Origin of the sequence: Paenibacillus sp. FSL W8-0194, from assembly GCF_037969745.1 — a bacterium.
GTDB classification, from domain to species: domain Bacteria; phylum Bacillota; class Bacilli; order Paenibacillales; family Paenibacillaceae; genus Paenibacillus_AQ; species Paenibacillus_AQ cookii.
Window position 1 is genome coordinate 2,805,885 of the sequence record NZ_CP150205.1, and the last position, 21,132, is coordinate 2,827,016.

A 21,132-nucleotide genomic window follows, 5' to 3' on the forward strand; every position below is an offset into this window, starting at 1 on the left:
TGCGGAGTTCTTGCACCCTGCATGCAAACGATATTTGGATCTGAAGGGAGTCTGGGAGAGATGAAGTTTTATTCGAAAAACAGGCGTAAATCGGCAGCAGCCGCTCTGCTGGTCATGGTTATGCTGCTGTCCGCTTGCGGAGGCAAGCAGACGGCCTCCCAAGGGCAGACGGATAGCGGGGCGGCACCGGCCGTACAGGGAGCATCCGCTCAGGGCGGGGAGCTCACCTACGCTCTGGCGACGTCGCCGGATACACTGGACCCGCACCGCAGCGGCCTGGCCGTCGCGGTCCGCGTTATCCGCACCATCTACGACAGTCTGGTCGTTCAGCTGCCGGACAATACGATCAAGCCGTGGCTGGCGACGGAATGGACCATTTCAGACGATGGGCTTAGCTACACGTTTAAGCTGCGGAAGGACGTCAAGTTCCAGGACGGAACCCCGTTTAACGCCGAGGCGGTCAAGTTCAACTTCGACCGGATTCTGGACCCCGCCACCAAGGCGGCGAATGCGGCCGCCTTGCTTCAGCCCTACAAGTCTTCCGAGGTCATCGACGAGTACACGATCAAGCTGAATTTGTCGACGCCCTCACGGGCTTTTCTGGGCAACCTGAGCCAGGCGTTGCTTGGCATTGTGTCGCCGACTGCAGCCAAGCAATACGGGGATCAGCTGGGGCAGCATCCGGTCGGTACGGGGCCGTTCAAATTCGTCAAGTGGGATGAGAATGCCGACATCAAGGTCGAACGCAATCCGGACTACGCTTGGGCGCCGGAGATCGTGACCAATACGGGGGCGCCTTACCTGGACGGCATCGATTTTAAAATCGTACCCGAAGAGGCCACCCGGATCGGCAGCGTGCAGAGCAAGCAGGTGCTGGCCGCCGAGACGGTGCCGCCTCAGAACATCCTGACCTTGAAAAAGGATCCGAATTTCCAGCTGCTGCAGGCTAATACGCTCGGACTGCCGTACACGCTGTTCTTCAACCAGGAGCGCGCGCCGTGGAACGAACTGAAGGCAAGGCAGGCGGTGCAGCTGGCCGTGGACGTGGACGCCATCGTCAAAACGCTGTACCTGGGCACGTACGAGCGGGCTTGGTCCCCGCTGACCCCGGGCACCTTCGGTTATGACCCGTCGCTGGAAAACTCGGTCAAACCGGATATCGCCAAAGCCAATCAGCTGCTTGACGAGCTGGGATGGGTCAAGGGAGCGGACGGCGTCCGGACCAAGGACGGGAAGAAACTGGCCTTGCACTACGTCGACGGCACGCCAAACCGGGAGAAACGCAACGACATCGCGGTCATGGTGCAGCAGCAGCTGAAGCAAATCGGCGTGGACGTCGAGGTCGAGATCACGAAGGATGTCCGCACTGTGGTCTACACTAACGGAAACTATGATTTGTACGGCAACAGCCAGGTCAACTCCGATCCGAACGCGCTGTACTCCTTCTACCATTCCTATGATCCAAAGAGCCGGCCGACACTGCCGAGACTCGCCAGTCCGGAAGTCGACAAGTGGCTGGAAGAGGGACGAGTCGAGAAGGACGATGCCAAGCGCGAGGAGCTGTATCAAAAAATTCAGCATTATATTATCGACAATGCGGTCATTCTGCCGATTTACGTCTTCCCGTATACGGTGGCCGCTTCCAAATCGGTACAGGGACTTACCTTTGATTCCCTCGGGTATCCGCTGTTCAACGACGTATCTTTGCAAAAATAGAAAGGAGGCTTGAGGCGGCATGCTGTGGATGGTAACCCGGCGCCTGTTAACGTCGCTCCTCGTCATTATTGGCTCGCTCGTTTTGGTGTTCACGATCCTCTACGTTCTTCCCGGGGATCCGACCGACAACATGGTCGATCCCTCGATGGCGACGCCGGAGGTCATTGCGAACTTAAGGCATCAGCTGGGCGTGGACCAGCCGTTTCACATCCAGCTGCTCCATTACTTCGGGAGCATCCTGCAGGGGGATTTCGGCAAATCCCTGCTGAATTCCGATCCGGTGCTGCCCAAAATCGCCGAGAGCTTCCCCGCCACCCTGGCCCTGACCGGAGCCAGCGTGCTGGTGTCCGTGACCGTGGGTCTGCTGCTGGGTGTCCTGTCGGCCATTCACCGGAACGGGGCGATTGACATCATCGCCCGCGTCATCGGGCTGTTCGGCATCTCCATGCCAACCTTCTGGTCGGGCATCCTGCTCATCCTGATTTTCTCCATTACGCTGGGCTGGTTTCCGGCGATGGGATCGGACGGGTGGCGGACGCTGGTTCTGCCCGCACTGGCGCTCGGCACGGTCGGGAGCGGCTTTATTATCCGGATGGTCCGCAACAGCATGCTGGAGGTCATCAGCGAACAGTTCATCGTGACGCTTCGTTCCAAAGGCTTGGCGGAGCGGGCGGTCATGTACCGTCACGCGCTGCGCAATGCGCTGATACCGGCCGTCACGATGACGGGCATGCTGATCGGCGACATGCTGGCCGGCACGGTTGTCGTCGAGACGGTGTTTTCCCGCCAGGGCATCGGTCGGATCATTTCGGATGCGATCATGGCCAAGGATCTCCCGGTGGTCCAGGGCGTCATTTTGTTCTCAGCCATCATCTATACGCTGGTTAACCTGCTGGTGGATCTGTCCTATACGCTGATCGATCCGCGCGTGAGACGTTCAACTTAAACCTTGGGAGGGAGCAGTTATGAGGGAGGCGGTATCCGCCAAGACGGTCTGGCGCGAGCGGAAGCTCGCGGCTGCGGCCGCACCGAAAATCCGTAAGTTTACGGCCAGCGACCTGTTCCTGGTGGCGGCCGGATTCATCATTCTGTTTGTGGCGGCCTGTGCCATCGTGCCGCAATGGATTGCGCCCTACGCCCCGACGGAGATGCGGACGGACAGCATCATGCAGGCGCCAAGCGGCGCGCATCTGTTCGGCACCGACTATTTCGGCCGGGATATTTTCAGCGTGGTCGTCTACGGGAGCCGGGACTCGCTCTTTATCGGCTTTGCTTCCGTCCTCGTCGGCGGCCTGCTTGGGGGAACGATCGGGGCGCTGTCCGGTTATGCGGGCGGCTGGATCGACACGGCGATCATGCGTCTCAATGACGTGCTGATGACGATCCCGGGCATCCTGCTGGCGCTGGCCATCGCCGGTGCGCTCGGTCCGAGCCTGTTTAACATCGTGCTGGCGGTAGCCGTATCCTCCGTGCCGGGTTATGCCCGGGTGATGCGGGCGCAGGTGCTGAGCATCAAGAGCCGGACGTTCGTCAAAGCGTCAGTATCCATCGGCGCTTCGCCGCTGCGTGTGTTCTGGAAGCATGTGCTGCCGAACAGCCTGTCTCCGCTGCTGGTCATGGCAGCTATCGGTATCGGTACGTCCATTCTGACGGGATCGGGCCTGAGCTTTCTGGGCCTCGGGGTTCTGCGTGAGGTTCCGGACTGGGGGACGCTGCTCTCCCAAGGCAGAGGCTATTTGACCGCGGCCTGGTGGATCTGCACCTTCCCGGGATTGGCCATCACCGCCTTCGTGTTGTCCGTCAACATCATCGGCGACCGGCTTCGGGACCATTTCGATCCGAAGAAAGTCACGCAGCGCTAAAGGAGGGGAACATCAATGAGCACATTGCTTGATATCCGGGAGCTGTCCGTCGATTTTACGACACGAAAAGGGACGCTGCAGGCGATCCGGGACGTGACGCTGTCGATCGAAGCCGGGGAAACCGTCTGCCTCGTCGGGGAGTCGGGCAGCGGCAAGACGGTGGCCTCCAAAGCGATCATGCGTCTGATCGACCATGAGAACGGGCGCATCAGCGGAGGAAGCCTTCTTCTGGACGGGACGGATCTGGCAGGCCTGCCGGAGGCCGAACTGCGCCGAATCCGCGGCAAACGGATGGCGATGGTGTTCCAGGAGCCGATGGCGGCCTTCGACCCGGTCTTTACGATCGGGCAGCAAATTCAGGAGACCATCTTGCAGCATGAGAAAGTATCCAAGCGGGAGGCCAGGGAGCGCGCCGTCCGGCTGCTGAAGCGGGTCGGCATTCCGGAGCCGGAGCTGCGGCTGAAGCAGTATCCGGGCGAGCTGTCCGGCGGGATGCTGCAGCGGGCCATGATTGCCATGGCGCTGTCCTGCGGGCCGGACCTGCTCATCGCGGATGAACCGACCACCGCGCTCGACGTCACGATCCAGGCGCAAATTTTGCGCCTGCTGAAAGAACTGCAGGCTGAGCTCGGCATGTCGATCCTGCTGATCACCCATGATCTCGGGATCGCCGCCGAAATTGCCGACCGGGTCGTCGTCATGTATGCCGGCGAAATCGTTGAGGAGGCGCCGGCTTCCGAGCTGTTCCATCTTCCGCGCCACCCGTATACGCGGGGCCTGCTCCGTTCCGTCGCGACGCTGGACACGGTCCGCGGCACGAAGCTGCATTCGATCGAAGGGTCGATCCCGAGCCTGGCCGCACTTCCGCAGGGCTGCCGCTTTCACCCGCGCTGCCTCTTTGCCACGGAGCGCTGCACGCTGGAAGCCCCGGTCTTAATCGGATCCGGCGAGCGCCGGAGCGCCTGCTGGCATGCGGAGGAGCTGGTTCAGTCGGAGGGCTGGATGGCCCCCGCCGTGCCGGCGGGCTCCGGTGCAGCTGAGGGTTCCGGTACAGCTAAAGGTTTCGGTGCGGCGGCGGCATCCAATGCGATGGCTGTTTCCGGTGCAGCTGCAGGCTCTGGCGACCCGGCGGGTTACAATATGATGGCAGGTTCCGATACAACCGCGGGTTCTATGGTTGTGGCGGATTTACGCGTTACACCGGGAGCCGGCACAAATGAGAACGCTAGAGGACGCAGCAAAGTTGAAGCATCCGGGGCAGCGGAAGAAGCGGAAGAATCGGACGTTTTGTTTACTGTAAATCACCTGAAAAAGTATTACCCGGTGCATGGCGGAGGCATTGGCAAAGCCAAGAAGCTGATCCGCGCCGTGGACGACGTCAGCTTTTCGATCCGCAAGCGCGAAACCTTCGGCCTGGTTGGCGAGTCCGGCAGCGGAAAGTCGACGCTGGGCCGGGTGCTGCTCCAGATGGAGCGTGCCACGGCGGGGACGGTTCTTTTTGACGGCAAGGACCTGACGAACCTGGGAGGACGTGAACTGCGCGCCGCCCGCCAGCATATGCAGACGATCTTCCAGGATCCGTACGGATCGCTGGATCCGCGCTGGAAGATCGGCGACAGCATCGCCGAGCCGCTTAAGGTGCACGGTCAGGGGCAGCGCTCACCGGCCGAAATCAACCGGCGCGTCAGCGAGCTGCTTGAGCTGGTGGGGCTCGACCCATCATGGGCGCAGCGGTATCCGCACGAGTTCTCCGGCGGGCAGCGGCAGCGGATCGGCATCGCCCGCGCGATCGCCCTGAACCCGCGGTTCATTCTCGCCGACGAAGCCGTATCCGCGCTGGACGTATCGGTTCAGGCCCAGATCATCAATTTGCTGCAGGACCTGCAGCAAAAGCTGGGGCTGACCTACCTGTTCATCGCCCATGGCCTGCAGGTTGTCCGGCATCTGTCGGACCGGATCGGCGTGATGTACCTTGGGAAGCTCGTGGAGATCGCTCCGAGCGAGTCGCTATTTCTCGCCCCGGCCCACCCGTATACCCAGGCTCTGATCGCGGCCATACCGCAGACCACGCCCCGCCAAGGCAAGCCGGCCGGAAGCCTAGAAGGGGAAATTCCCTCGCCGGCCAATCCGCCCTCGGGCTGCCGGTTTCATACCCGGTGCCCGTTTGCGACAGACCGCTGCCGACAGGAAGAGCCGGCGCTGCGCCAACTGGACAGCGGTCACCACGCGGCCTGCCATTATGCGCTATGACGGGATGGCCGCCACCTGAACGGGAGGTTATGAATTGTCAGTCACGATGAATGCTGCCGCGGCAAAGGCCGAAGAGGGGCAGGGCAGTCTGCCGTTTTGGCCGGTTCTGCTCACCCTGTTCTGCGGTTCCTTTGTCGGCATGTACCCCATGGTTTCCTTAAACGTTTCGCTGCCCGGCTTTATCGGTATCTTTCACACCGGCCTCGGGACCGTGCAGTGGATCATTACGGGCTTTACGCTGGCCTTCGGCATGATTGCTCCCGTCAGCGGCTATCTCTCCAGCCGTTTCGGCGGCAGGCGGATGTTTCTGCTGTCGCTGGCCGGAATCACCGTCAGTTCCGTGATGTGCTCCCTGTCCTGGAATATTCATGCACTGATTTTCTTCCGCATCTTGCAGGGCTTATGGTGCGGACTGATTCAGCCCGTGTCCCTGGCCATGATTTATCAGACGCTGCCGCGAGGAAGACAGCCTCTAGCGGTCAGCGTCTGGTCGTTTTCGACGGTGCTTGGCACGGCGGTGGGCCCCTCGGTTAGCGGGTGGCTTCAGCAGCACGACTGGCACCTGATTTTTCTCGTGACGCTGCCGGCCGGCATTCTGGCCTGGTTGGCGGGCCGTATCCTGCTCCCGAAGGACGTTCGGGGTCCGCAAAAGCGTCTGGATTCCGCCGGGCTCCTGCTGGCGACTGTGGGCAGTCTTGCCATCCTGCTGCTGTTCGGCAATCTGCACGCCTGGGGCATGCGGTCGGCCTGGACGTGGAGCTGCCTCCTGATCGGCGGCGCATGCACCGCTCTTTTCATCAGGGTCGAGCTGCGCGCGAAGGAACCGCTGCTGAACCTCAGATTGTTCAGCAATTTCACGTTTGCCGCAAGCCTCGGTGTATCGCTGATCTTGTCCTTTGCCCTCTACTCCGGCGTATACTTTGTCCCGCTGTTCCTGGAAGAAGTTCAAGGGCTGTCGTCTTTTCAAGTCGGGCTGCTCTTTCTTCCCGCGGCCGTGTGTCTGACCCTGGCCACGTTCCTGTCGTGGAAAGGATACCGCACCTTTGGACCGGCAGCGCTGATTGCCCTGGGCAGCCTGATCCTGCTGGTGACGACGTTTCGCTTCAGCCGGCTCGGCACGGAAACGACGCTCGTCTCCGTCATGATCTGGCTGGCGATCCGCAACGTCGGTACGGGGCTGTCGCTGACGCCGGCGACACCGCGGCGATGGCGGCGGTTCCGCAGTCCGAATCGGGCCATGCATCGGCCCTGATCAACTGGCTGCGGCAGCTATTCAGCGCGGGAGCGCTCGGCATGTTCACGTCGGTGTTTTATGCGCGGATGAGCGTGCACGAGTCCGGTCTGCACGCTAACAATGCGGCGCAGGGCACGGAGTGGATACGCCGCGAGGCGTATACGCGGAGCATCGACGATGCGTTTTTGTTCGCGAGCGCGCTGGTGGCGCTGGCCATTCCGCTGGCGCTCCTTCTGCGCAAACGGAAGGAAGCGGCAGGTGCCGGACCATGCCTGGAGCAACCGACCGAACTCAACTGATTTTGAATGGATAGGAGGCCAGATCTCAGGCGCAAATAGCAAAGATTCCGATGCGGCATTGCGGTACATTGATTATGTAAACAGCGAAGAAGGCCGATTGCTTGCGAATTGCGGGAACGATGGAACACACTACACCATGCAAAGCGGGTAGAGCAATGGATTTCGAATGTGAAAAAACCATTTGATAACAATACGTATCTGAAGGGGACTGCAGGGCTCGATATTCTACCAGGAGGAGTTCATCGGATCTGGGCAATGGTTATTTCAAAATCGTCATAAAGCCGCAGGACTCCGTTTGGATTCGATGGGCCGATCCATTGTCAGGCAAAATTAGGATTGCTCCTGTTTACCCAGCCATGGTCCATCAGGCCTCAAAACGGGGACTATTGGAAGATCGTAAATCGCGCAACTGGCAAGGCCCTTGACACCGGAGGACAGACCGGAGACGCCGCACCTATGCAGCAGTGGTTTGTCAATTCCAGCAGCAATCAGCTTTGGAGATATTCGTCGAATTAAATCCTGGGCATCGTCATTTACTTCCAAGTTTTTAAACGGTCCGAAATTCAAAAATCCTGCCCCGCAAAAAAGCGAGGCAGGATTATCTTCATATCGATCCGTTTTCAATCGGTTCGCTTCACTGAAGGAATCATCTGCATTTCCCGCCCCCAGTGGCGATGCATGGCGATGGCGTCGACCAGCTGCCGGGCGAAGACGCCGGCGTCTTCCGTCTCCTTTCGGAAGACCAGCCCGGTATCTTCGTCCGGAGACGTCAGATAGCCCGAAGTAGCGGCCGGATCGGCGAGATGAATGCCTGAGCCGGACAGCAGCCCGGCAGCCTGGGCAGAAGCCCCCACGGTTTTAAAATGGTTATAAGCTTCCGTCACAAAGTTGACCGCCTCTTTGATTCCCTGGAGCTTGGCCATGCTTTGTTCCCCGCCGGCCACATAGACCGCGTCAAACAGCACGGAATCGGCCGTTAGGAAGGTATGCATCACCTCTAGCCGGCTGCCGTCGGTTCCGGCAATCATCCCCAGATTTTCGCTGACGACTTCCGGAACGACCTTCGCTTCGGCAAAGGCGGCGAGGACGGCCTTCATCTCGTCGGCGTCGAATCCGTCGGCGGCCAGCACCGCCACCTTACGGGTGGCCGGGGACATGGCGGTTCGAAGCTGGCTCAGCGCCGGCGAAGCCTTGGTTTCGGCACCTCCGGCCATCGTTGTCCCGGATGCTTCATCACCGGCCTTCGCCTTCGGCGGGGTGACGCCGACGCCAAGGGCGATTTCCTCGGCCAGCGTCAAATCGACGTTCGCGAACATGTCGACGACCTGCTGCTGCACGCTTTTGCTTCTTACCTTGCCCACCTCGAACCGGAAAGCCTTAATGATATGCTGCTTTTCCACGTCGGACATGCTGTTCCAAAAAAGTTTAGCCTGGGTGTAATGGTCTTTGAAGCTGTCGCTGCGTGCCCGGACTTTGCGTCCATCCACCTTTTCCTGATAGTGGGCGTATCCGCCGTCCAGCTGCGAAACGGGGCGAGGGTCATTGTTTCCAAGGGAGTTTTTATGATAGCTGGTTTGCCCCCGGTTGATCGTCATGCGATGGTATCCGTCGCGCTGGTTATTGTGAACCTCTGCCACGGGCCGGTTGATCGGAATCTCATGGAAATTCGGTCCGCCCAAACGGATCAGCTGCGTATCGGTATAAGAGAACAGGCGCCCCTGGAGCAGCGGGTCGTTGGAAAAGTCGATTCCCGGAACCACGTTGCCTACGTGAAAGGCAGCCTGCTCCGTTTCGGCGAACACATTGTCCACGTTGCGGTTCAGGGTCATTTTTCCGATGCGCTGGACGGGAATGAGCTCTTCCGGCCATATTTTGGTCGGGTCGAGAATATCGAAATCGAAATTAAACTCCTCATCCTCGCGGATCATTTGCACGCCAAACTCAAATTCGGGATAGTTGCCTGTTTCAATGGCTTCCCACAGGTCGCGTCGGTGAAAGTCGGGATCCTTGCCGGCGATTTTCTGCGCTTCGTCCCAGACCAGGGAATGCACGCCCAGCAGCGGTTTCCAATGGAATTTGACAAAATGCGCTTCGCCCTTGTCATTGACAAACCGGAAGGTATGTACGCCGAAGCCTTCCATCATCCGGTAGCTGCGCGGGATCGCCCGGTCCGACATCGTCCACATGACCATGTGGGCCGATTCGGTATTGTTGGCAATAAAATCCCAGTGGGTATCATGCGCCGTAGATGCCTGCGGCATTTCGTTGTGGGGCTCCGGCTTGAACGCATGCACCAAATCAGGGAATTTCAGCGCATCCTGAATGAAAAATACGGGGATGTTATTGCCCACAAGGTCAAAGTTTCCGTCCTCCGTGTAAAACTTGGTGGCAAAGCCCCGGGCATCCCGCACCGTATCGGCCGAACCCCGCGAACCGGCCACGGTGGAGAAACGTACGAATACCGGCGTTTTTATGGACGGATCCTGCAGAAATTTGGCCTTCGTGTACTTTGTCATCGGCTTGTATACCTGAAAATAACCGTGAACGCCGAAGCCCCGGGCGTGAACGACGCGCTCAGGAATGCGCTCATGGTCAAAATGGGTCAACTTCTCCCTAAAATGAAAATCTTCCATTAACGTAGGACCGCGTTCGCCCGCCTTGAGCGAATGCTCATCCTCAGAAATTCGAACGCCCTGATTGGTGGTCATGGGTTCGCCCGCATCGCTTACGCGGAATTCCTCCAACTGGCTGTCCTTCATGTCCTTCTGCGGCTGCTGCCCTTTCTTATGGTCCATCAATGAATCCCTCCTGTTGGTTACGGACGGTGTCCGAGTATTTCACAAATTTTATTTACCCGGATCAAAATACGTCCAAACGGGAAGATAAACGGGAGCGTCGGATTCGAGGCGATCAGGCAGCAAAAGGTGACGTGTCTAAGACGCTGAATTATATAATTCCGCTGAAAAGGGGAAAGGGATTCGTTGACGAGGGGGATTCAATGAAACTATAATGGTTTTATTGAAAGGGGATGCCGAACATGGCCATCGTAAGCCGTTATACCATTGCGCTTCATATTTTGACCTGGCTGGCCTTTTGGGCGGAGAAGGACGAATTTTTCCCTTCCGACCGGATCGCAAACAGTGTGGGAACGAGCCCGGTTTTTCTGAGGCGGATTCTTGGTCAACTGGCAAAGGCGGGCCTGGTGCTCGTGCAGCACGGCGGGACAGGAGCCGGCTGGAAGCTGGCGCGCCGACCGGAAGAGATCAGCCTGCTGGACGTGTACGAAGCCGTCGTGCAGACGCCCCTGTTCGAGCTGCACCACAGCCAGCCGAACCCGAGCTGCATTATCGGCAACGGCATTCAGCCGGCTCTGCAAGAGATCTACGAAGACAGCGAAGAAGCACTGAAGCGCCGGCTGGCTCAGGAAACGATCAAGGATCTGGTCGGTTCATCGCTCGAGCACGGGAAGCGTTGATGCCGCCGGAAGCGGCAGGCATCCATAAGGAGCCGATCGCCGGAAGATCTTAGATAAGCGGGCCGATCGGAAACAGCTGTCGGCTCGGATTCCGGCCCGTCGATGAACCGGCGAGGCATGCTTCTGGCTGTTTAATGAAGACCGATCCGCGAGCCACTTTTTTTCTGTGGCAACCAATGTAACTGTTTCAGTTTCAATGGAAGGGGGCGTCGGATAGCTTTCCTGAGTCAGGGTAGGATGGAAGCGGCAGAACAGGTCGATATCCGTTTTAAATCTGCCTGATCGGATACGCTCTAAGAAAATGTTTGATATCCGATTTCAGCTTGCGGCTTGTCCGCTGTATGCGTCGTAACGGCCGGCAGTGGGACTCATCTCGGCACTCAATGTAACCGTTACGGTTATTTTGAGGGTGAGAACAGTTCAATGTGCATCCGCAAAGGAGATTGTTTATATCATTCAATGCAACTCATTCAGTTCCATTGGAAAGTTGAAATTAAATAAGGAGAGGATTTTATGGACAAACGGATATTTTGGTTGGCGCTCGGATCGTTTGCGATCGGCACGGAAGGGTACATGATCGGCGGGCTGCTGCCGACGCTGGCGGCGGCGCTGCATGTCTCGACGGCGCTTGCCGGACAGCTGGTGACGGCATTCTCGCTCGTTTATGCCGTGTCGTCGCCGATACTGACGACACTGACCGGAAGGATGGAGCGCAGGAAGCTGTTGTTCGGTGCGCTGCTGCTGCTCGCCGCCGGAAACGTGGTGTGCGGTCTTGCTTCCTCATACGGCCTGATGATGGCCGGGCGGATCGTCGCCGCGCTGGGAGCGGGACTATTCTCGCCGGGGGCAGTCGCTGTCGCCTCCACGCTGTCCGAGCCTGAAAAACGAGGGCGCGCAGTGTCGATTGTCATCGCGGGGCAGACCGTTTCCCTGATCCTTGGCGTTCCGTTCGGGACGTGGGTCGCCCAGACGTTCGATTGGCGTACGACGTTTTGGATCGTCGGCGGCGTGACGCTGCTCGCAGCGCTAGCCATTCGGCTGCTGTTCCCGCAGGTGGCGCCGGCCGGGGCCGTCGGCATGCGGGAGCGCCTGTCGTATCTGAAGCGGCCGGAACTGCTATCCGCCTTGCTGACGACGCTCGCCTGGGCCACCGGGATTTTTGCGCTCTTTACGTACGTTTCCGAACTGTTTGCCGGATACGGAGCTGGAGGCCGGATGATCAGCATCGTGTTGTGCATTTCCGGTATCGCCAGCTTTATCGGGGTGCGGACGGGGGGCATCGCTGCGGACCGGATCGGCCCGAATCGGGCGATTCCGCTGGCGTTGACGCTGCTCGCCGCCTCGTTATTCCTGCTGTCGGCGTTGTACGGCTTTGCCGGCCGGCCCGGCATTCTTGCCGTGGCGATCGCTGCCATGGCTCTGTACGGCTTCAGCGGCTACATGTTTAATCCTGCCCAGCAGCATCGGCTGATCGGGCTGTCGGGGCCTTCGTCCGGCATCGTCCTGTCGCTGCAGTCTTCCGTCATTTACGTGGGAAGCGCTTTGGGCGCCTCGGTCGGAGGCGTAGTCGTGCGCTTCGCTACCGTCGGGCAAATCGGCTATTTCGCAGGCGCGATGACGGCGCTGTCGCTTGTCGTGTTTGCGGCGAGCCTGCGCCTCGAGCGGCGCATAAAGCGGGGGGCGGCCGTTCCGGGACAATCGTCCTCCGCAGACGAGACGGGTGCCGCAGGCTAAGGCCAACGGTATCCGGAACTGCTTAACCGCATCCGCAACAAAATGCCGAAGCCCAAGTTCCGCGTCCTGTCGATCCGCCAGTCGCCCAAGAAGCACTGCCGCTTCCCATTATCAAAACGTCGGGGAAATCGCCTTGATTTTGTTACAATGGCTCATTTGCATCTTGACCCTAACGCAACGTTAGCCCTTAATATGGCTTTATAGGGGGCGATCCGGATTTATACAACGGGACAGTTGGAGCGGGCAACCGGCATTCCCCAAAGAACGATTTCCTATGAACAGCTCTTTAAGAACTATGGCGCGGAACGTTAGGACGGCGCTAAGGGATACGGATTCAATAATGATTCAATAATGATTCTATAATGATTCAATAATGATTCAATAATGGTTATGGTTCCTTTGAAGGGAAGGTGGGGGCTATGCAGAACATAGTGCGACAAGCCCAAAAAAAGGGCTTAGAGTTAAAGGATTACGGAAGATGTCAATTTTGTGGATCACACACCGAGGGCGGAGTCTTTGAATGTTTTGACGTTTTCAATGATCTGCAAATACATTTCATGGATGGGAGTGGAGTGAATCAGTTTATTTTTGCCGACGCCCATTGTTTGCAGCATTCGGAGGTTCATGGGAAGTGGAACAACAATTTGCATCTCACCAGAATGTATTTGATGCTTGAAAAAGAAATCGAATGGAAGTACGCAAAGACAAGTCGGTTGAGCCATGTTTTGGATCAATACAAATCGTCCCATCCGGAAATTTTGATTCCTGCATTGCCCGTTCAAGAAAGAGGATGTTTAACGGTTATGGACCTCATCGGACTGAAGGAGAAAAAACTAGAATCGATGTTATTAAAATGGGCGAATGATGTATACCGGTCGTATGAACGATATCATTCAAGCGCAAAAATTGTGGGCGATCTCTATATCGACGAATATGAACGATAAGATGGAGGCGGACTTATGAATGTCATTAACGTTGGCTACGGTTCGACGAATTATTATGCGATTGACTGCCAAAACAAGTACCTTCTCATCGATACGGGGTTGCCTGGTACGCTTGGTAAGATGGCGAGCCAATTGCGAAAGTACCATATCGATTGGAAGGACATTCCCTATGTCATGGTTACCCACTTTCATCCGGATCATTGCGGAATCGTACAAGAGCTGCAATCTATGGGTGTAGCACTCATGATCAGCAGAACGCAATCGGATTTTCTTGAAACGGCGAATGAGTCGATGAAAAAATTCCCCGGCTTCAAAGAAATAAAGGTGGAGGCCGATCACATCATCAATGAAAATGATAAAGCCAGCTTCATTAAAAAATTGGGCATCCCAGGATATATTCTTCATACTCCGGGTCACTCGGATGATTCCATTAGCATTGTTATCGAAGGGTTGGGCATTTTTACGGGCGATTTGCCAATAATGAACCCTATGTTCGTTGAATCAAATGAAATGGTTGATAAAAGCTGGGCGCTATTAAGAAACACCGACGAACGGAAGGTATTCCCCGGGCACGGTCCGCATGTCATCCTTTGAATTCATCCGGAGATTCAAGTCCCTTCAGTTAAAGCGTATTGTTGGCGCTTTTTGTGTTTTTAGGATGAGGACATAGGCCACAATCGATTAGAATAAACAAATTAGGTTAACGATAAAATAATTATGTAAACTAAAAAACGGTAAAAGGGAACGGAAAAATAAAAATCGGCCTTTTCGCAGACATGCGAATCGCAGCCGATTTTTTGCTTGAAACGCTGAAGGAAGAGGGGATCACCGCTCAGCTTCCGGATCAACATTTCCACAAACTAAGGATTGATTTCTATTGTGCGGTCAATATGACTGGTCCATCCGCAGTAATGGCAATCGTATGCTCGTATTGCGCGGAAAGCGAGCCATCGGCGGTTCTGGCGGTCCATCCGTCGGCATCCACCGTCATGAACGCTTTTCCCGCATTGATCATCGGCTCTATCGTCAACACCATCCCTTCCTTCAAGCGGAATCCTTTGCCGGGCTTTCCGACGTGGGGATAGTTAGGCTCCTCGTGCATCTCCCGGCCTACGCCGTGACCGAGCAGATCGCGCACCACCGAAAATCCGTTCCGCTCGGCATGGGTTTGAACCGCATGCATCACATCGCCGATCCGGTTTCCGACGACAGCTTTTTCGATGCCCAGATCCAAGCATTCCTTCGTTACCCGCATCAGTTTACGGGCTTCCTCCGATACCTCGCCGACCGCATAACTCCAGGCAGAATCGCCGATCCAGCCGTCCTTTTCCGCCACGATGTCGATGGTGACGATGTCGCCTTCCTTGAGCGGGGTCCGGTTCGGAAAACCATGCGCAATGACGTCGTTGACCGAAGCGCATGTCGCATACGGATAGCCGTTGTAGCCGATCGTATACGCCTTGGCGCCATTCTCCTTCAGGAACCGCAGCGCGAACGACTCGATCTCAAGCGTCGTGACACCCGGCCGGATCATACTTGAGATGGTTTTGTGAAAAGCAGCGACGATTCGGCCGGCTTTTCTCATTTCTTCAATTTCCGCTTTCGATTTCAGGATGATCATTCCGTTTATCTCTCCTTTGCCTGTAGGCCTGAAAAAATCATGTCAACGATGCCGTCCGCATCCATCTCGTGTCGCATTTGATGGTGGATGTTCAATGCTGTGCAGCCGATCAGCGAGCCGAATATCAGATTAGCCGTTTTCTCCGGTGACTTGGAATCGATTCCTTCGCGAATCATGTGCACAAACGGCAAATAGATCCGTTCCTGAAAATGTTCAGACAGCTTGCTGAACCGGTTTCCCGGGAAGTGATGAAAATTATCCGCAACCGTTTTAAGCAGTATAAATACGGAAGGATCCTGGATGCACTTCTGCAGAAGCAGCCTGGAGAACCACTCCGCTTTATGCAAGCTGCCGCCGTCTCCCGTCATTGCAGGCTGTACTGCCGATTCCGTTCGATACAAGGCATCCCACAATAAATCTTCCAGAAGCATGTGCTTATTTTTGTAGTAATGGTACACGGTTCCGTAGCCGAGCTCTGCTTTGACCGCAACATCGCGTATTTCCAATTGAATGCCCTTTTCCAAATATACTTCCGCAGCAGCCTGCATAATTTGGTTCATGCGCATCTCCCGGATGGCGTCATTCTGTTCTTTGGTACGTGGTGACATGGCTCCTCCTTTTTTAGACCTGCTGTAATGTCAATGTAAAACCAATATACATCATACGATGGATTTCCGCAATCCGGAAAGGGAACCTCCATCATGGTGGAACTGATTTTTTATCAGTATAATAAGCATGATATTGTAAAGAAGACGATGCAAGGAGGAGGACGAAAAATGATCATTTTCATTGATTCTTACACGGAAGAAAAACTCGCGAACAGCTTGGCGGGGCGTCCCGGTTATTTCAAGCTTTTTTATGATACCGAAAGTTGCGGGTGCAACGGAGTGTTGGCCATCGAGATTTTGGATCAGCCGCTTGACACCGACGTTCGGGTTCCTGTAAAAAACTTTACTTTTCTGGTCGACAAGCAGCAGAAAAGCTTATTCGACGACGCGCTGAAGCTGGAAGCGGACCGGTCATACCCGTCGTTCAAGGTGAGCAGCGATTCGGCATTATACAGTACCAATGTCAGAATCAAGGACGCCAGGGACATGGCTTCAAAGTAGCGCTCCAACTCGGTTTCAAGAATCTAAAAACGACAAGAACATACACGCTTATAAGCCGCATAGTTGCGGCTTTTTGTGTGTAGCCATGGATATCAAGAGCCAGAATGGCAAGAACCTATTGAATAAATTGAAATGTAAAAGCGGATGGCTGCCCCATTGTAAGCCTATTTTTAACGTTGATGAGGAAATGGCATTGACTTTCCCGCTACTGCGTGATACTTTATAGAGGTACTTAGTAATACTTGATACCAGTGACACAGAATAGCAAGGAGAGATGGTGTTGGAAAACCTAACGGAAATGCTCAAAGGTGTGCTTGAGGGCTGCGTCCTTGAGATTATAAGCCGCCAAGAAACCTACGGCTACGAAATCACGCGGCGGCTGAACGCCCTCGGCTTTTCAGATGTTGTGGAGGGAACGGTGTACACCATCCTGATCCGGCTTGAAAAAAACAAATTGGTGGAGATCACGAAGAAACCCTCCGACATGGGACCGCCGCGAAAGTTTTTCGCGATCAATGACGCGGGGCGCGAGGAGCTGCGGAAGTTCTGGGAAAAATGGGAGTTCGTATCATCAAAAATGAATGAGTTAAAGGAGGAAAAACAATGAATTTTTGGGAAAAAATCACCGGCAGCGACATGACCAAGGAAATGAAAGCTTTTGAAGCGAGGGCGAAAAAACTGCCTGCTGATTATCAAGCCGCATGGGAAAAAATTAATGTCAATCTTTGGCCGCATTCCGATTTCACCGGTCGCAATCTCATGCCGATACTCGACGGTGTTCTTGGCCTGCTCGAAGAAACGGCAGCGGACGGTCAAAGTGTCCAAGAGGTTTTGGGTGACGATATCAAAGGCTTCTGCTTGGCGCTGGTCGGCATCGATGGGGCAAAGTCCTATCGCGACAAGTGGCGCGAGCAACTCAACCATAATATCGCTAAAAAATTAGGCAAATAGGAGGAGGTTAACATGAGAATACGAGATATCATCGAAGGCAAAAAAGAGTGGAGAGCGCACGTGGCGCGTGTAAAGGCGCTCCCGCAAGATTATCAGATTGTTTATAAAGAGATTCAAAAATATCTCTTTAAGGTCGGCCCTGTCCAGCTAACCGAGGGGACGGGTTTGCTCTCGGGGATTGTCGATCTTTTTGAAGAGGGCGCGGCTATGGGGAAAGGCGTGCTTGAAGTGACGGGCCGTGACGTAGCGGCTTTCTGCGATGATCTAATCAAAGATTCAAAAACTTACGCTGACGTCTATCAAGAATCCGTTGACCAAAAAGTTTACAAGGCCATAAAAGAAGCTGCGGATAAAACAAAATAAAAAGGGGGTATGAGGATGGAAAAAGCAATTCAAGTGAAAGGTCTGCGAAAATCTTTCAAAGACAAGGAAGTCCTAAAGGGCGTCGATTTTGAAGTGAAGCGAGGCGAGATATTCGCCTTGCTGGGCTCGAATGGGGCGGGCAAGACGACGATGGTCCGAATCCTCACCACGCTGCTTAAGCCGGACGGAGGCACCGCCACCGTCAACGGTTTTGACGTCGCTTCAAAGCCCGACCAAGTACGGCAATCAATCAGTTTGACCGGACAATTTGCCGCCGTGGACGAGATTTTGACGGGACGGGAAAATGTGATCCTGATCGCCAAACTGCGGCACCTCAAAAATCCGCGCCAGGTTGCGGATCATATGCTTGAACGCTTCGGCCTGACAGAAGCTGCGGACCGCAAGGCATCTACCTATTCGGGCGGCATGCGCCGCAGGCTGGACATCGCTCTAAGCCTTGTGGGAAATCCGCAGATCATTTTCCTCGACGAGCCGACCACCGGGCTCGACCCTGAGGCTCGCATCGAGGTTTGGAAGACCGTCAAGGAGCTGGCCGACGGCGGCACGACGATATTTCTCACCACTCAGTACTTGGATGAGGCCGAACAGCTTGCCGATCGGATTGCCATTTTGCATGAGGGTCGAATCATAACCAACGGCACGCTTGAGGAACTGAAAAAGCTGTTCCCGCCCGCAAAGGTGGAGTATGTGGAGAAACAGCCTTCATTGGAGGAGATCTTCCTCGCCATTATCGGTAATAAGGAGGGAAAATAATCGATGAATAGATACTTTTTCAGCGATATGAGCGTTATGCTCGGACGTTCCATGCGCCATATTTTCCGCAGCATGGACACCATCATCACGGTCTGTATCACCCCGATTGCGATGATGCTGCTGTTTGTCTATGTGTTTGGCGGCGCCATCCAAACCGGTACGGACAACTATGTGAACTACCTGTTGCCCGGCATTCTGCTGATTGCGATCGCAAGCGGGATATCTTATACGGCTTACCGCCTGTTTATGGATAAGCAGCGGGGCATCATTGAGCGGTTCAACTCCATGCCGATTTCGCGTTCAGCCCTGCTGTGGGGGCATGTGCTAACTTCGCTGCTATCCAATATGATTTCCCTCGTCGTCATCATTCTCGTAGCACTCATCATGGGTTTCCGCTCGACCGCAGGGATTCTGCCCTGGCTCGCCGTAACCGGTATTCTCGTGCTGTTTACGCTGGCGTTGACTTGGGTCGCGGCAATTGCCGGATTGTCCGGAAAATCGGTCGAAGGGGCGAGCGCATTTTCCTATCCGCTGATCTTCCTGCCGTTCATCAGTTCGGCCTTTGTGCCGACCGATTCCATGCCCAAAGTCGTTCGCGCTTTTGCCGAAAACCAGCCGGTCACCTCGATCGTCGAAACCATCCGTGCCCTGTTGTCAAGTCAACCGGTAGGCAATGACATCTGGATCGCGCTTGCATGGTGCGTCGGAATTATGCTGGTCGCTTATGTCTTTGCGATGCGGGCTTATAAACGGAGAGCAGTTTAATTACGAAAAATTCAGATATCAACCGATTGTCGCTATTTAATACTCAAAAAACCTTAGTTCTGCCTTTCTGCCGACTAAGGTTTTTTTGGTTTGTATCCAGGCGTGCCACAGGTGATGTATATTTTTATTCAAATATGTTTTTCTCTTACGGAACCTTTTTCCCCATTGGAGCGAATTAAGGGGTGTAACACGTTCAGGAGGGGCCCCCATGAATGATAAAGAGTTACGATCGTGGCTTGAACAAGCGACGCTCGGCGACGAGTCGGCCTTTCAGCTAGTCTATGAGGCGACTCATCAAGACGTCTATCGGACCGTTGCTTTTCTCGTCTACGACAAACAGGATGTTGAGGATATCGTGAATGAAGTTTACATGCGCATGTGGCGGTCGTTTCACCAATACGACCCGAACAGGCCGTTCCGGTTTTGGCTGCATGGGATCACGATCCATCTTGTCCAGGATTGGAAAAGAAAAGCATGGCGGCGAATTCGCCTTTTTGAACGAAATCGCCAGATGGCTTGCGAACCGTTCAACTGGACGGACCGAGCTTTCCTGCAGTCCGAAATGCAGCACGAGCTGTTCGGCTTAGTTCGCCAGCTGTCCTACAAACTGCGTGTGGTCGTCATCCTGCGCTATTTTCACGACTATGATCTGGAAGAAATCGCGGACATTCTGCAAATCCCCGTTGGCACAGTGAAATCCAGGCATCATCGGGCACTTCATGAGCTCCGGAAAAGAATCGAAATGACGGGAGGAAACGAGTATGTCTATTGATCAGGAATTGCGCGAAGAACTTCGCCAGGTTGCTGATTCGATGCACTGTCCACCCGATTTGTACGGACGTGTCAAGCAGTCCTATCAACATTATCTGAACGAAAAGAGAGGAAGGTCTCCTATGAAAAAACGCCTGCTTGCAGGTATTGCCGCAGTAGCGATCCTGATTCCGTCTGCCGTATTTGCTTCTTCCTATCTAGTGGATGATCTATTCGGTTCTGTTGAAAACATTGAAAAGATTGGTGGTACACAGGAAGATTATCAAGAGATCGAAAGATTCCTTCAGACAGCAAAAGGCAAGCTCACAGAAGCCGAATTCAAGGAATATATGGAGCTGACCAAGCAGTTGATGCAATTAAAGCTGAAGATGACCGATAAAAATGGGGTCAGGCATGAAGAGAAGCTGACTAAAGAAGAACAGCAGCAGTGGTCTCAACTCTCTTCCAAGTTGGCACCGTTTTTTGAGAAGATCAACGGAAACGCCAAGCCGTAAGCAAATGAAGAGGGGACCCGTCTCCGATGCGGATGGGTCCCCTCAAGCTTTAAACGTGCTATTAAAATAATCGAATTTATGCATCAGGAAACCAAGCGATCCTGTAGTATAATGAAATCACTTGCAGTTATAGGAGGGGATCGCATTTTATGTTAGGCGCCGAGTTCAGCATTATGGAGTATTTTACGGAGCAAAACATCGAACTCTTTTTGGAGCGTTTCCGCTCGCTGGGACCGCTGCCCGGCGTGCTGTTAACTTTTCTGAAATCGTTTGTTCCGCCGCTGCCTACCATCGTGATCGTTGGGGCGAATGCCGCCATCTATGGGTTGTGGCTTGGTTTTTTATATTCCTGGATCGGCCTCATTATGGGCAGCTTGCTTACCTTCGGGCTGATTCGCAAAGCAGCGGATACACCCTTTATTCGGCGCTGGGCGGCCAAGCCGAAAGTACAAAAAGCCATGTTGTGGGCGCAAAGGAACGGGTTTAGCTTCGTTTTTCTCTTAAGCCTGCTCCCGATCGGACCGTTCGTCGTCATTAACATGGCAGCGGGATTAACGCGAATGCCGACGTTTTCTTTTGCGGCAGCCGTAGCTTTAGGCAAAGGAGTCATGGTATTCTGCGTTTCCTATATCGGAACGCATCTGTCCGACTTTATCGACCAGCCTGTCGCGTTCATCGGAGTAGCGTTGTTTATTGCAGCTTCCCTATGGTTGAACCGGAGGTTGCAGGCCTATTTTATGTCCGCGGCGGCCGCGGATACCATGGAATAA

General features: G+C 55.0%; 23 protein-coding genes. 19 read left to right on the forward strand and 4 right to left on the reverse strand.

Annotation, left to right across the window (positions count from 1 at the left end; all coding sequences use genetic code 11):
• Positions 1–60 precede the first annotated feature (60 nt).
• The 6 genes from MKY58_RS12590 to MKY58_RS12615 are packed head-to-tail and all read left to right on the forward strand — an operon-like array spanning position 61 to position 7,361.
• On the forward strand, positions 61–1,716 hold the full coding sequence (locus MKY58_RS12590) for an ABC transporter substrate-binding protein (protein WP_339324821.1): 1,656 nt from the start codon (positions 61–63) through the stop codon (positions 1,714–1,716).
• Positions 1,717–1,735: 19 nt separating this feature from the next.
• Positions 1,736–2,662, forward strand: a complete 927-nt coding sequence (locus tag MKY58_RS12595; protein WP_076174964.1) for an ABC transporter permease — start codon at positions 1,736–1,738, stop codon at positions 2,660–2,662.
• Positions 2,663–2,681: 19 nt separating this feature from the next.
• On the forward strand, positions 2,682–3,578 hold the full coding sequence (locus MKY58_RS12600; RefSeq protein WP_339324822.1) for an ABC transporter permease: 897 nt from the start codon (positions 2,682–2,684) through the stop codon (positions 3,576–3,578).
• 15 nt (positions 3,579–3,593) lie between these two features.
• Entirely contained in the window at positions 3,594–5,828 is a 2,235-nt protein-coding gene (locus MKY58_RS12605; protein WP_339324823.1) for a dipeptide ABC transporter ATP-binding protein, read from the forward strand.
• A 34-nt stretch (positions 5,829–5,862) separates the two neighbouring features.
• Entirely contained in the window at positions 5,863–7,080 is a 1,218-nt protein-coding gene (locus tag MKY58_RS12610) for an MFS transporter (protein ID WP_339324824.1), read from the forward strand.
• The gene (locus MKY58_RS12615; RefSeq protein ID WP_339324825.1) at positions 7,035–7,361 is read left to right on the forward strand and encodes a hypothetical protein; all 327 of its coding nucleotides are present in this window, start codon (positions 7,035–7,037) and stop codon (positions 7,359–7,361) included. The genes MKY58_RS12610 and MKY58_RS12615 overlap by 46 nt, the downstream gene beginning before the upstream one ends.
• Before the next feature lie 330 nt (positions 7,362–7,691).
• Here the strand turns inward: MKY58_RS12615 and MKY58_RS12620 are convergent, their stop codons facing one another.
• Both MKY58_RS12620 and MKY58_RS12625 read right to left on the reverse strand, forming a co-directional pair.
• Positions 7,692–7,985, reverse strand: coding sequence for a hypothetical protein (locus tag MKY58_RS12620; RefSeq protein ID WP_339324826.1), 294 nt, complete (start codon positions 7,983–7,985; stop codon positions 7,692–7,694).
• Positions 7,982–10,156 (reverse strand): catalase, encoded by a 2,175-nt coding sequence (locus tag MKY58_RS12625; protein WP_339324827.1) that lies wholly within the window; start codon positions 10,154–10,156, stop codon positions 7,982–7,984. Before MKY58_RS12625 ends, MKY58_RS12620 begins: the two co-directional genes overlap by 4 nt.
• 242 nt (positions 10,157–10,398) lie before the next feature.
• Between MKY58_RS12625 and MKY58_RS12630 the strand changes: the two genes are divergently transcribed.
• From MKY58_RS12630 to MKY58_RS12645, 4 genes are all read left to right on the forward strand, one after another.
• Complete coding sequence (locus tag MKY58_RS12630; RefSeq protein ID WP_212952216.1) at positions 10,399–10,836, forward strand: Rrf2 family transcriptional regulator; 438 nt, start codon at positions 10,399–10,401, stop codon at positions 10,834–10,836.
• 513 nt (positions 10,837–11,349) lie between these two features.
• Positions 11,350–12,570: an MFS transporter gene (locus MKY58_RS12635; RefSeq protein WP_339324828.1), complete on the forward strand. Its 1,221-nt coding sequence runs from the start codon at positions 11,350–11,352 to the stop codon at positions 12,568–12,570.
• Between the two features lie 419 nt (positions 12,571–12,989).
• Entirely contained in the window at positions 12,990–13,514 is a 525-nt protein-coding gene (locus tag MKY58_RS12640) for a DUF5946 family protein (protein ID WP_339324829.1), read from the forward strand.
• A gap of 15 nt (positions 13,515–13,529) precedes the next feature.
• Positions 13,530–14,108, forward strand: coding sequence for an MBL fold metallo-hydrolase (locus MKY58_RS12645; RefSeq protein ID WP_339324830.1), 579 nt, complete (start codon positions 13,530–13,532; stop codon positions 14,106–14,108).
• Between the two features lie 280 nt (positions 14,109–14,388).
• On the opposite strand, the gene map is transcribed toward MKY58_RS12645, so the two are convergent.
• Positions 14,389–15,135, reverse strand: coding sequence for a type I methionyl aminopeptidase (gene map / locus MKY58_RS12650; protein ID WP_339324831.1), 747 nt, complete (start codon positions 15,133–15,135; stop codon positions 14,389–14,391).
• 5 nt (positions 15,136–15,140) lie between these two features.
• Complete coding sequence (locus MKY58_RS12655) at positions 15,141–15,743, reverse strand: TetR/AcrR family transcriptional regulator (RefSeq protein WP_339324832.1); 603 nt, start codon at positions 15,741–15,743, stop codon at positions 15,141–15,143.
• Positions 15,744–15,911: 168 nt separating this feature from the next.
• Here MKY58_RS12655 and MKY58_RS12660 point away from each other — a divergent pair, with 168 nt between their 5' ends.
• From MKY58_RS12660 to MKY58_RS12700, 9 genes are all read left to right on the forward strand, one after another.
• A complete protein-coding gene (locus MKY58_RS12660) occupies positions 15,912–16,244 on the forward strand; it encodes an iron-sulfur cluster biosynthesis family protein (protein WP_339324833.1) in 333 nt (110 codons plus the stop codon).
• A 298-nt stretch (positions 16,245–16,542) separates the two neighbouring features.
• Complete coding sequence (locus tag MKY58_RS12665; RefSeq protein WP_310858113.1) at positions 16,543–16,851, forward strand: PadR family transcriptional regulator; 309 nt, start codon at positions 16,543–16,545, stop codon at positions 16,849–16,851.
• Positions 16,848–17,195 (forward strand): DUF1048 domain-containing protein, encoded by a 348-nt coding sequence (locus tag MKY58_RS12670; RefSeq protein WP_339324834.1) that lies wholly within the window; start codon positions 16,848–16,850, stop codon positions 17,193–17,195. Before MKY58_RS12665 ends, MKY58_RS12670 begins: the two co-directional genes overlap by 4 nt.
• Positions 17,196–17,207: 12 nt before the next feature.
• The gene (locus tag MKY58_RS12675; RefSeq protein WP_339324835.1) at positions 17,208–17,558 is read left to right on the forward strand and encodes a DUF1048 domain-containing protein; all 351 of its coding nucleotides are present in this window, start codon (positions 17,208–17,210) and stop codon (positions 17,556–17,558) included.
• Between the two features lie 15 nt (positions 17,559–17,573).
• A complete protein-coding gene (locus tag MKY58_RS12680) occupies positions 17,574–18,332 on the forward strand; it encodes an ATP-binding cassette domain-containing protein (RefSeq protein WP_339324836.1) in 759 nt (252 codons plus the stop codon).
• A 3-nt stretch (positions 18,333–18,335) separates the two neighbouring features.
• Positions 18,336–19,097: an ABC transporter permease gene (locus MKY58_RS12685; protein ID WP_339324837.1), complete on the forward strand. Its 762-nt coding sequence runs from the start codon at positions 18,336–18,338 to the stop codon at positions 19,095–19,097.
• Positions 19,098–19,305: 208 nt separating this feature from the next.
• Positions 19,306–19,869, forward strand: coding sequence for a sigma-70 family RNA polymerase sigma factor (locus tag MKY58_RS12690; RefSeq protein ID WP_339324838.1), 564 nt, complete (start codon positions 19,306–19,308; stop codon positions 19,867–19,869).
• Entirely contained in the window at positions 19,859–20,362 is a 504-nt protein-coding gene (locus tag MKY58_RS12695; RefSeq protein WP_339324839.1) for a DUF3600 domain-containing protein, read from the forward strand. Before MKY58_RS12690 ends, MKY58_RS12695 begins: the two co-directional genes overlap by 11 nt.
• A gap of 149 nt (positions 20,363–20,511) precedes the next feature.
• Entirely contained in the window at positions 20,512–21,132 is a 621-nt protein-coding gene (locus MKY58_RS12700; RefSeq protein WP_339324840.1) for a TVP38/TMEM64 family protein, read from the forward strand.

Bases quoted from the DNA above. Each gene is read 5' to 3' on its own strand.
- MKY58_RS12590 (WP_339324821.1), top strand. From the start codon at position 61: ATGAAGTTTTATTCGAAAAACAGGCGTAAATCGGCAGCAGCCGCTCTG.
- MKY58_RS12595 (WP_076174964.1), top strand. From the start codon at position 1,736: ATGCTGTGGATGGTAACCCGGCGCCTGTTAACGTCGCTCCTCGTCATT.
- MKY58_RS12600 (WP_339324822.1), top strand. From the start codon at position 2,682: ATGAGGGAGGCGGTATCCGCCAAGACGGTCTGGCGCGAGCGGAAGCTC.
- MKY58_RS12605 (WP_339324823.1), top strand. From the start codon at position 3,594: ATGAGCACATTGCTTGATATCCGGGAGCTGTCCGTCGATTTTACGACA.
- MKY58_RS12615 (WP_339324825.1), top strand. From the start codon at position 7,035: ATGGCGGCGGTTCCGCAGTCCGAATCGGGCCATGCATCGGCCCTGATC.
- MKY58_RS12625 (WP_339324827.1), bottom strand. From the start codon at position 10,156: ATGGACCATAAGAAAGGGCAGCAGCCGCAGAAGGACATGAAGGACAGC.
- MKY58_RS12630 (WP_212952216.1), top strand. From the start codon at position 10,399: ATGGCCATCGTAAGCCGTTATACCATTGCGCTTCATATTTTGACCTGG.
- MKY58_RS12635 (WP_339324828.1), top strand. From the start codon at position 11,350: ATGGACAAACGGATATTTTGGTTGGCGCTCGGATCGTTTGCGATCGGC.
- MKY58_RS12640 (WP_339324829.1), top strand. From the start codon at position 12,990: ATGCAGAACATAGTGCGACAAGCCCAAAAAAAGGGCTTAGAGTTAAAG.
- MKY58_RS12645 (WP_339324830.1), top strand. From the start codon at position 13,530: ATGAATGTCATTAACGTTGGCTACGGTTCGACGAATTATTATGCGATT.
- map (WP_339324831.1), bottom strand. From the start codon at position 15,135: ATGATCATCCTGAAATCGAAAGCGGAAATTGAAGAAATGAGAAAAGCC.
- MKY58_RS12655 (WP_339324832.1), bottom strand. From the start codon at position 15,743: ATGTCACCACGTACCAAAGAACAGAATGACGCCATCCGGGAGATGCGC.
- MKY58_RS12660 (WP_339324833.1), top strand. From the start codon at position 15,912: ATGATCATTTTCATTGATTCTTACACGGAAGAAAAACTCGCGAACAGC.
- MKY58_RS12665 (WP_310858113.1), top strand. From the start codon at position 16,543: ATGCTCAAAGGTGTGCTTGAGGGCTGCGTCCTTGAGATTATAAGCCGC.
- MKY58_RS12670 (WP_339324834.1), top strand. From the start codon at position 16,848: ATGAATTTTTGGGAAAAAATCACCGGCAGCGACATGACCAAGGAAATG.
- MKY58_RS12675 (WP_339324835.1), top strand. From the start codon at position 17,208: ATGAGAATACGAGATATCATCGAAGGCAAAAAAGAGTGGAGAGCGCAC.
- MKY58_RS12680 (WP_339324836.1), top strand. From the start codon at position 17,574: ATGGAAAAAGCAATTCAAGTGAAAGGTCTGCGAAAATCTTTCAAAGAC.
- MKY58_RS12685 (WP_339324837.1), top strand. From the start codon at position 18,336: ATGAATAGATACTTTTTCAGCGATATGAGCGTTATGCTCGGACGTTCC.
- MKY58_RS12690 (WP_339324838.1), top strand. From the start codon at position 19,306: ATGAATGATAAAGAGTTACGATCGTGGCTTGAACAAGCGACGCTCGGC.
- MKY58_RS12695 (WP_339324839.1), top strand. From the start codon at position 19,859: ATGTCTATTGATCAGGAATTGCGCGAAGAACTTCGCCAGGTTGCTGAT.
- MKY58_RS12700 (WP_339324840.1), top strand. From the start codon at position 20,512: ATGTTAGGCGCCGAGTTCAGCATTATGGAGTATTTTACGGAGCAAAAC.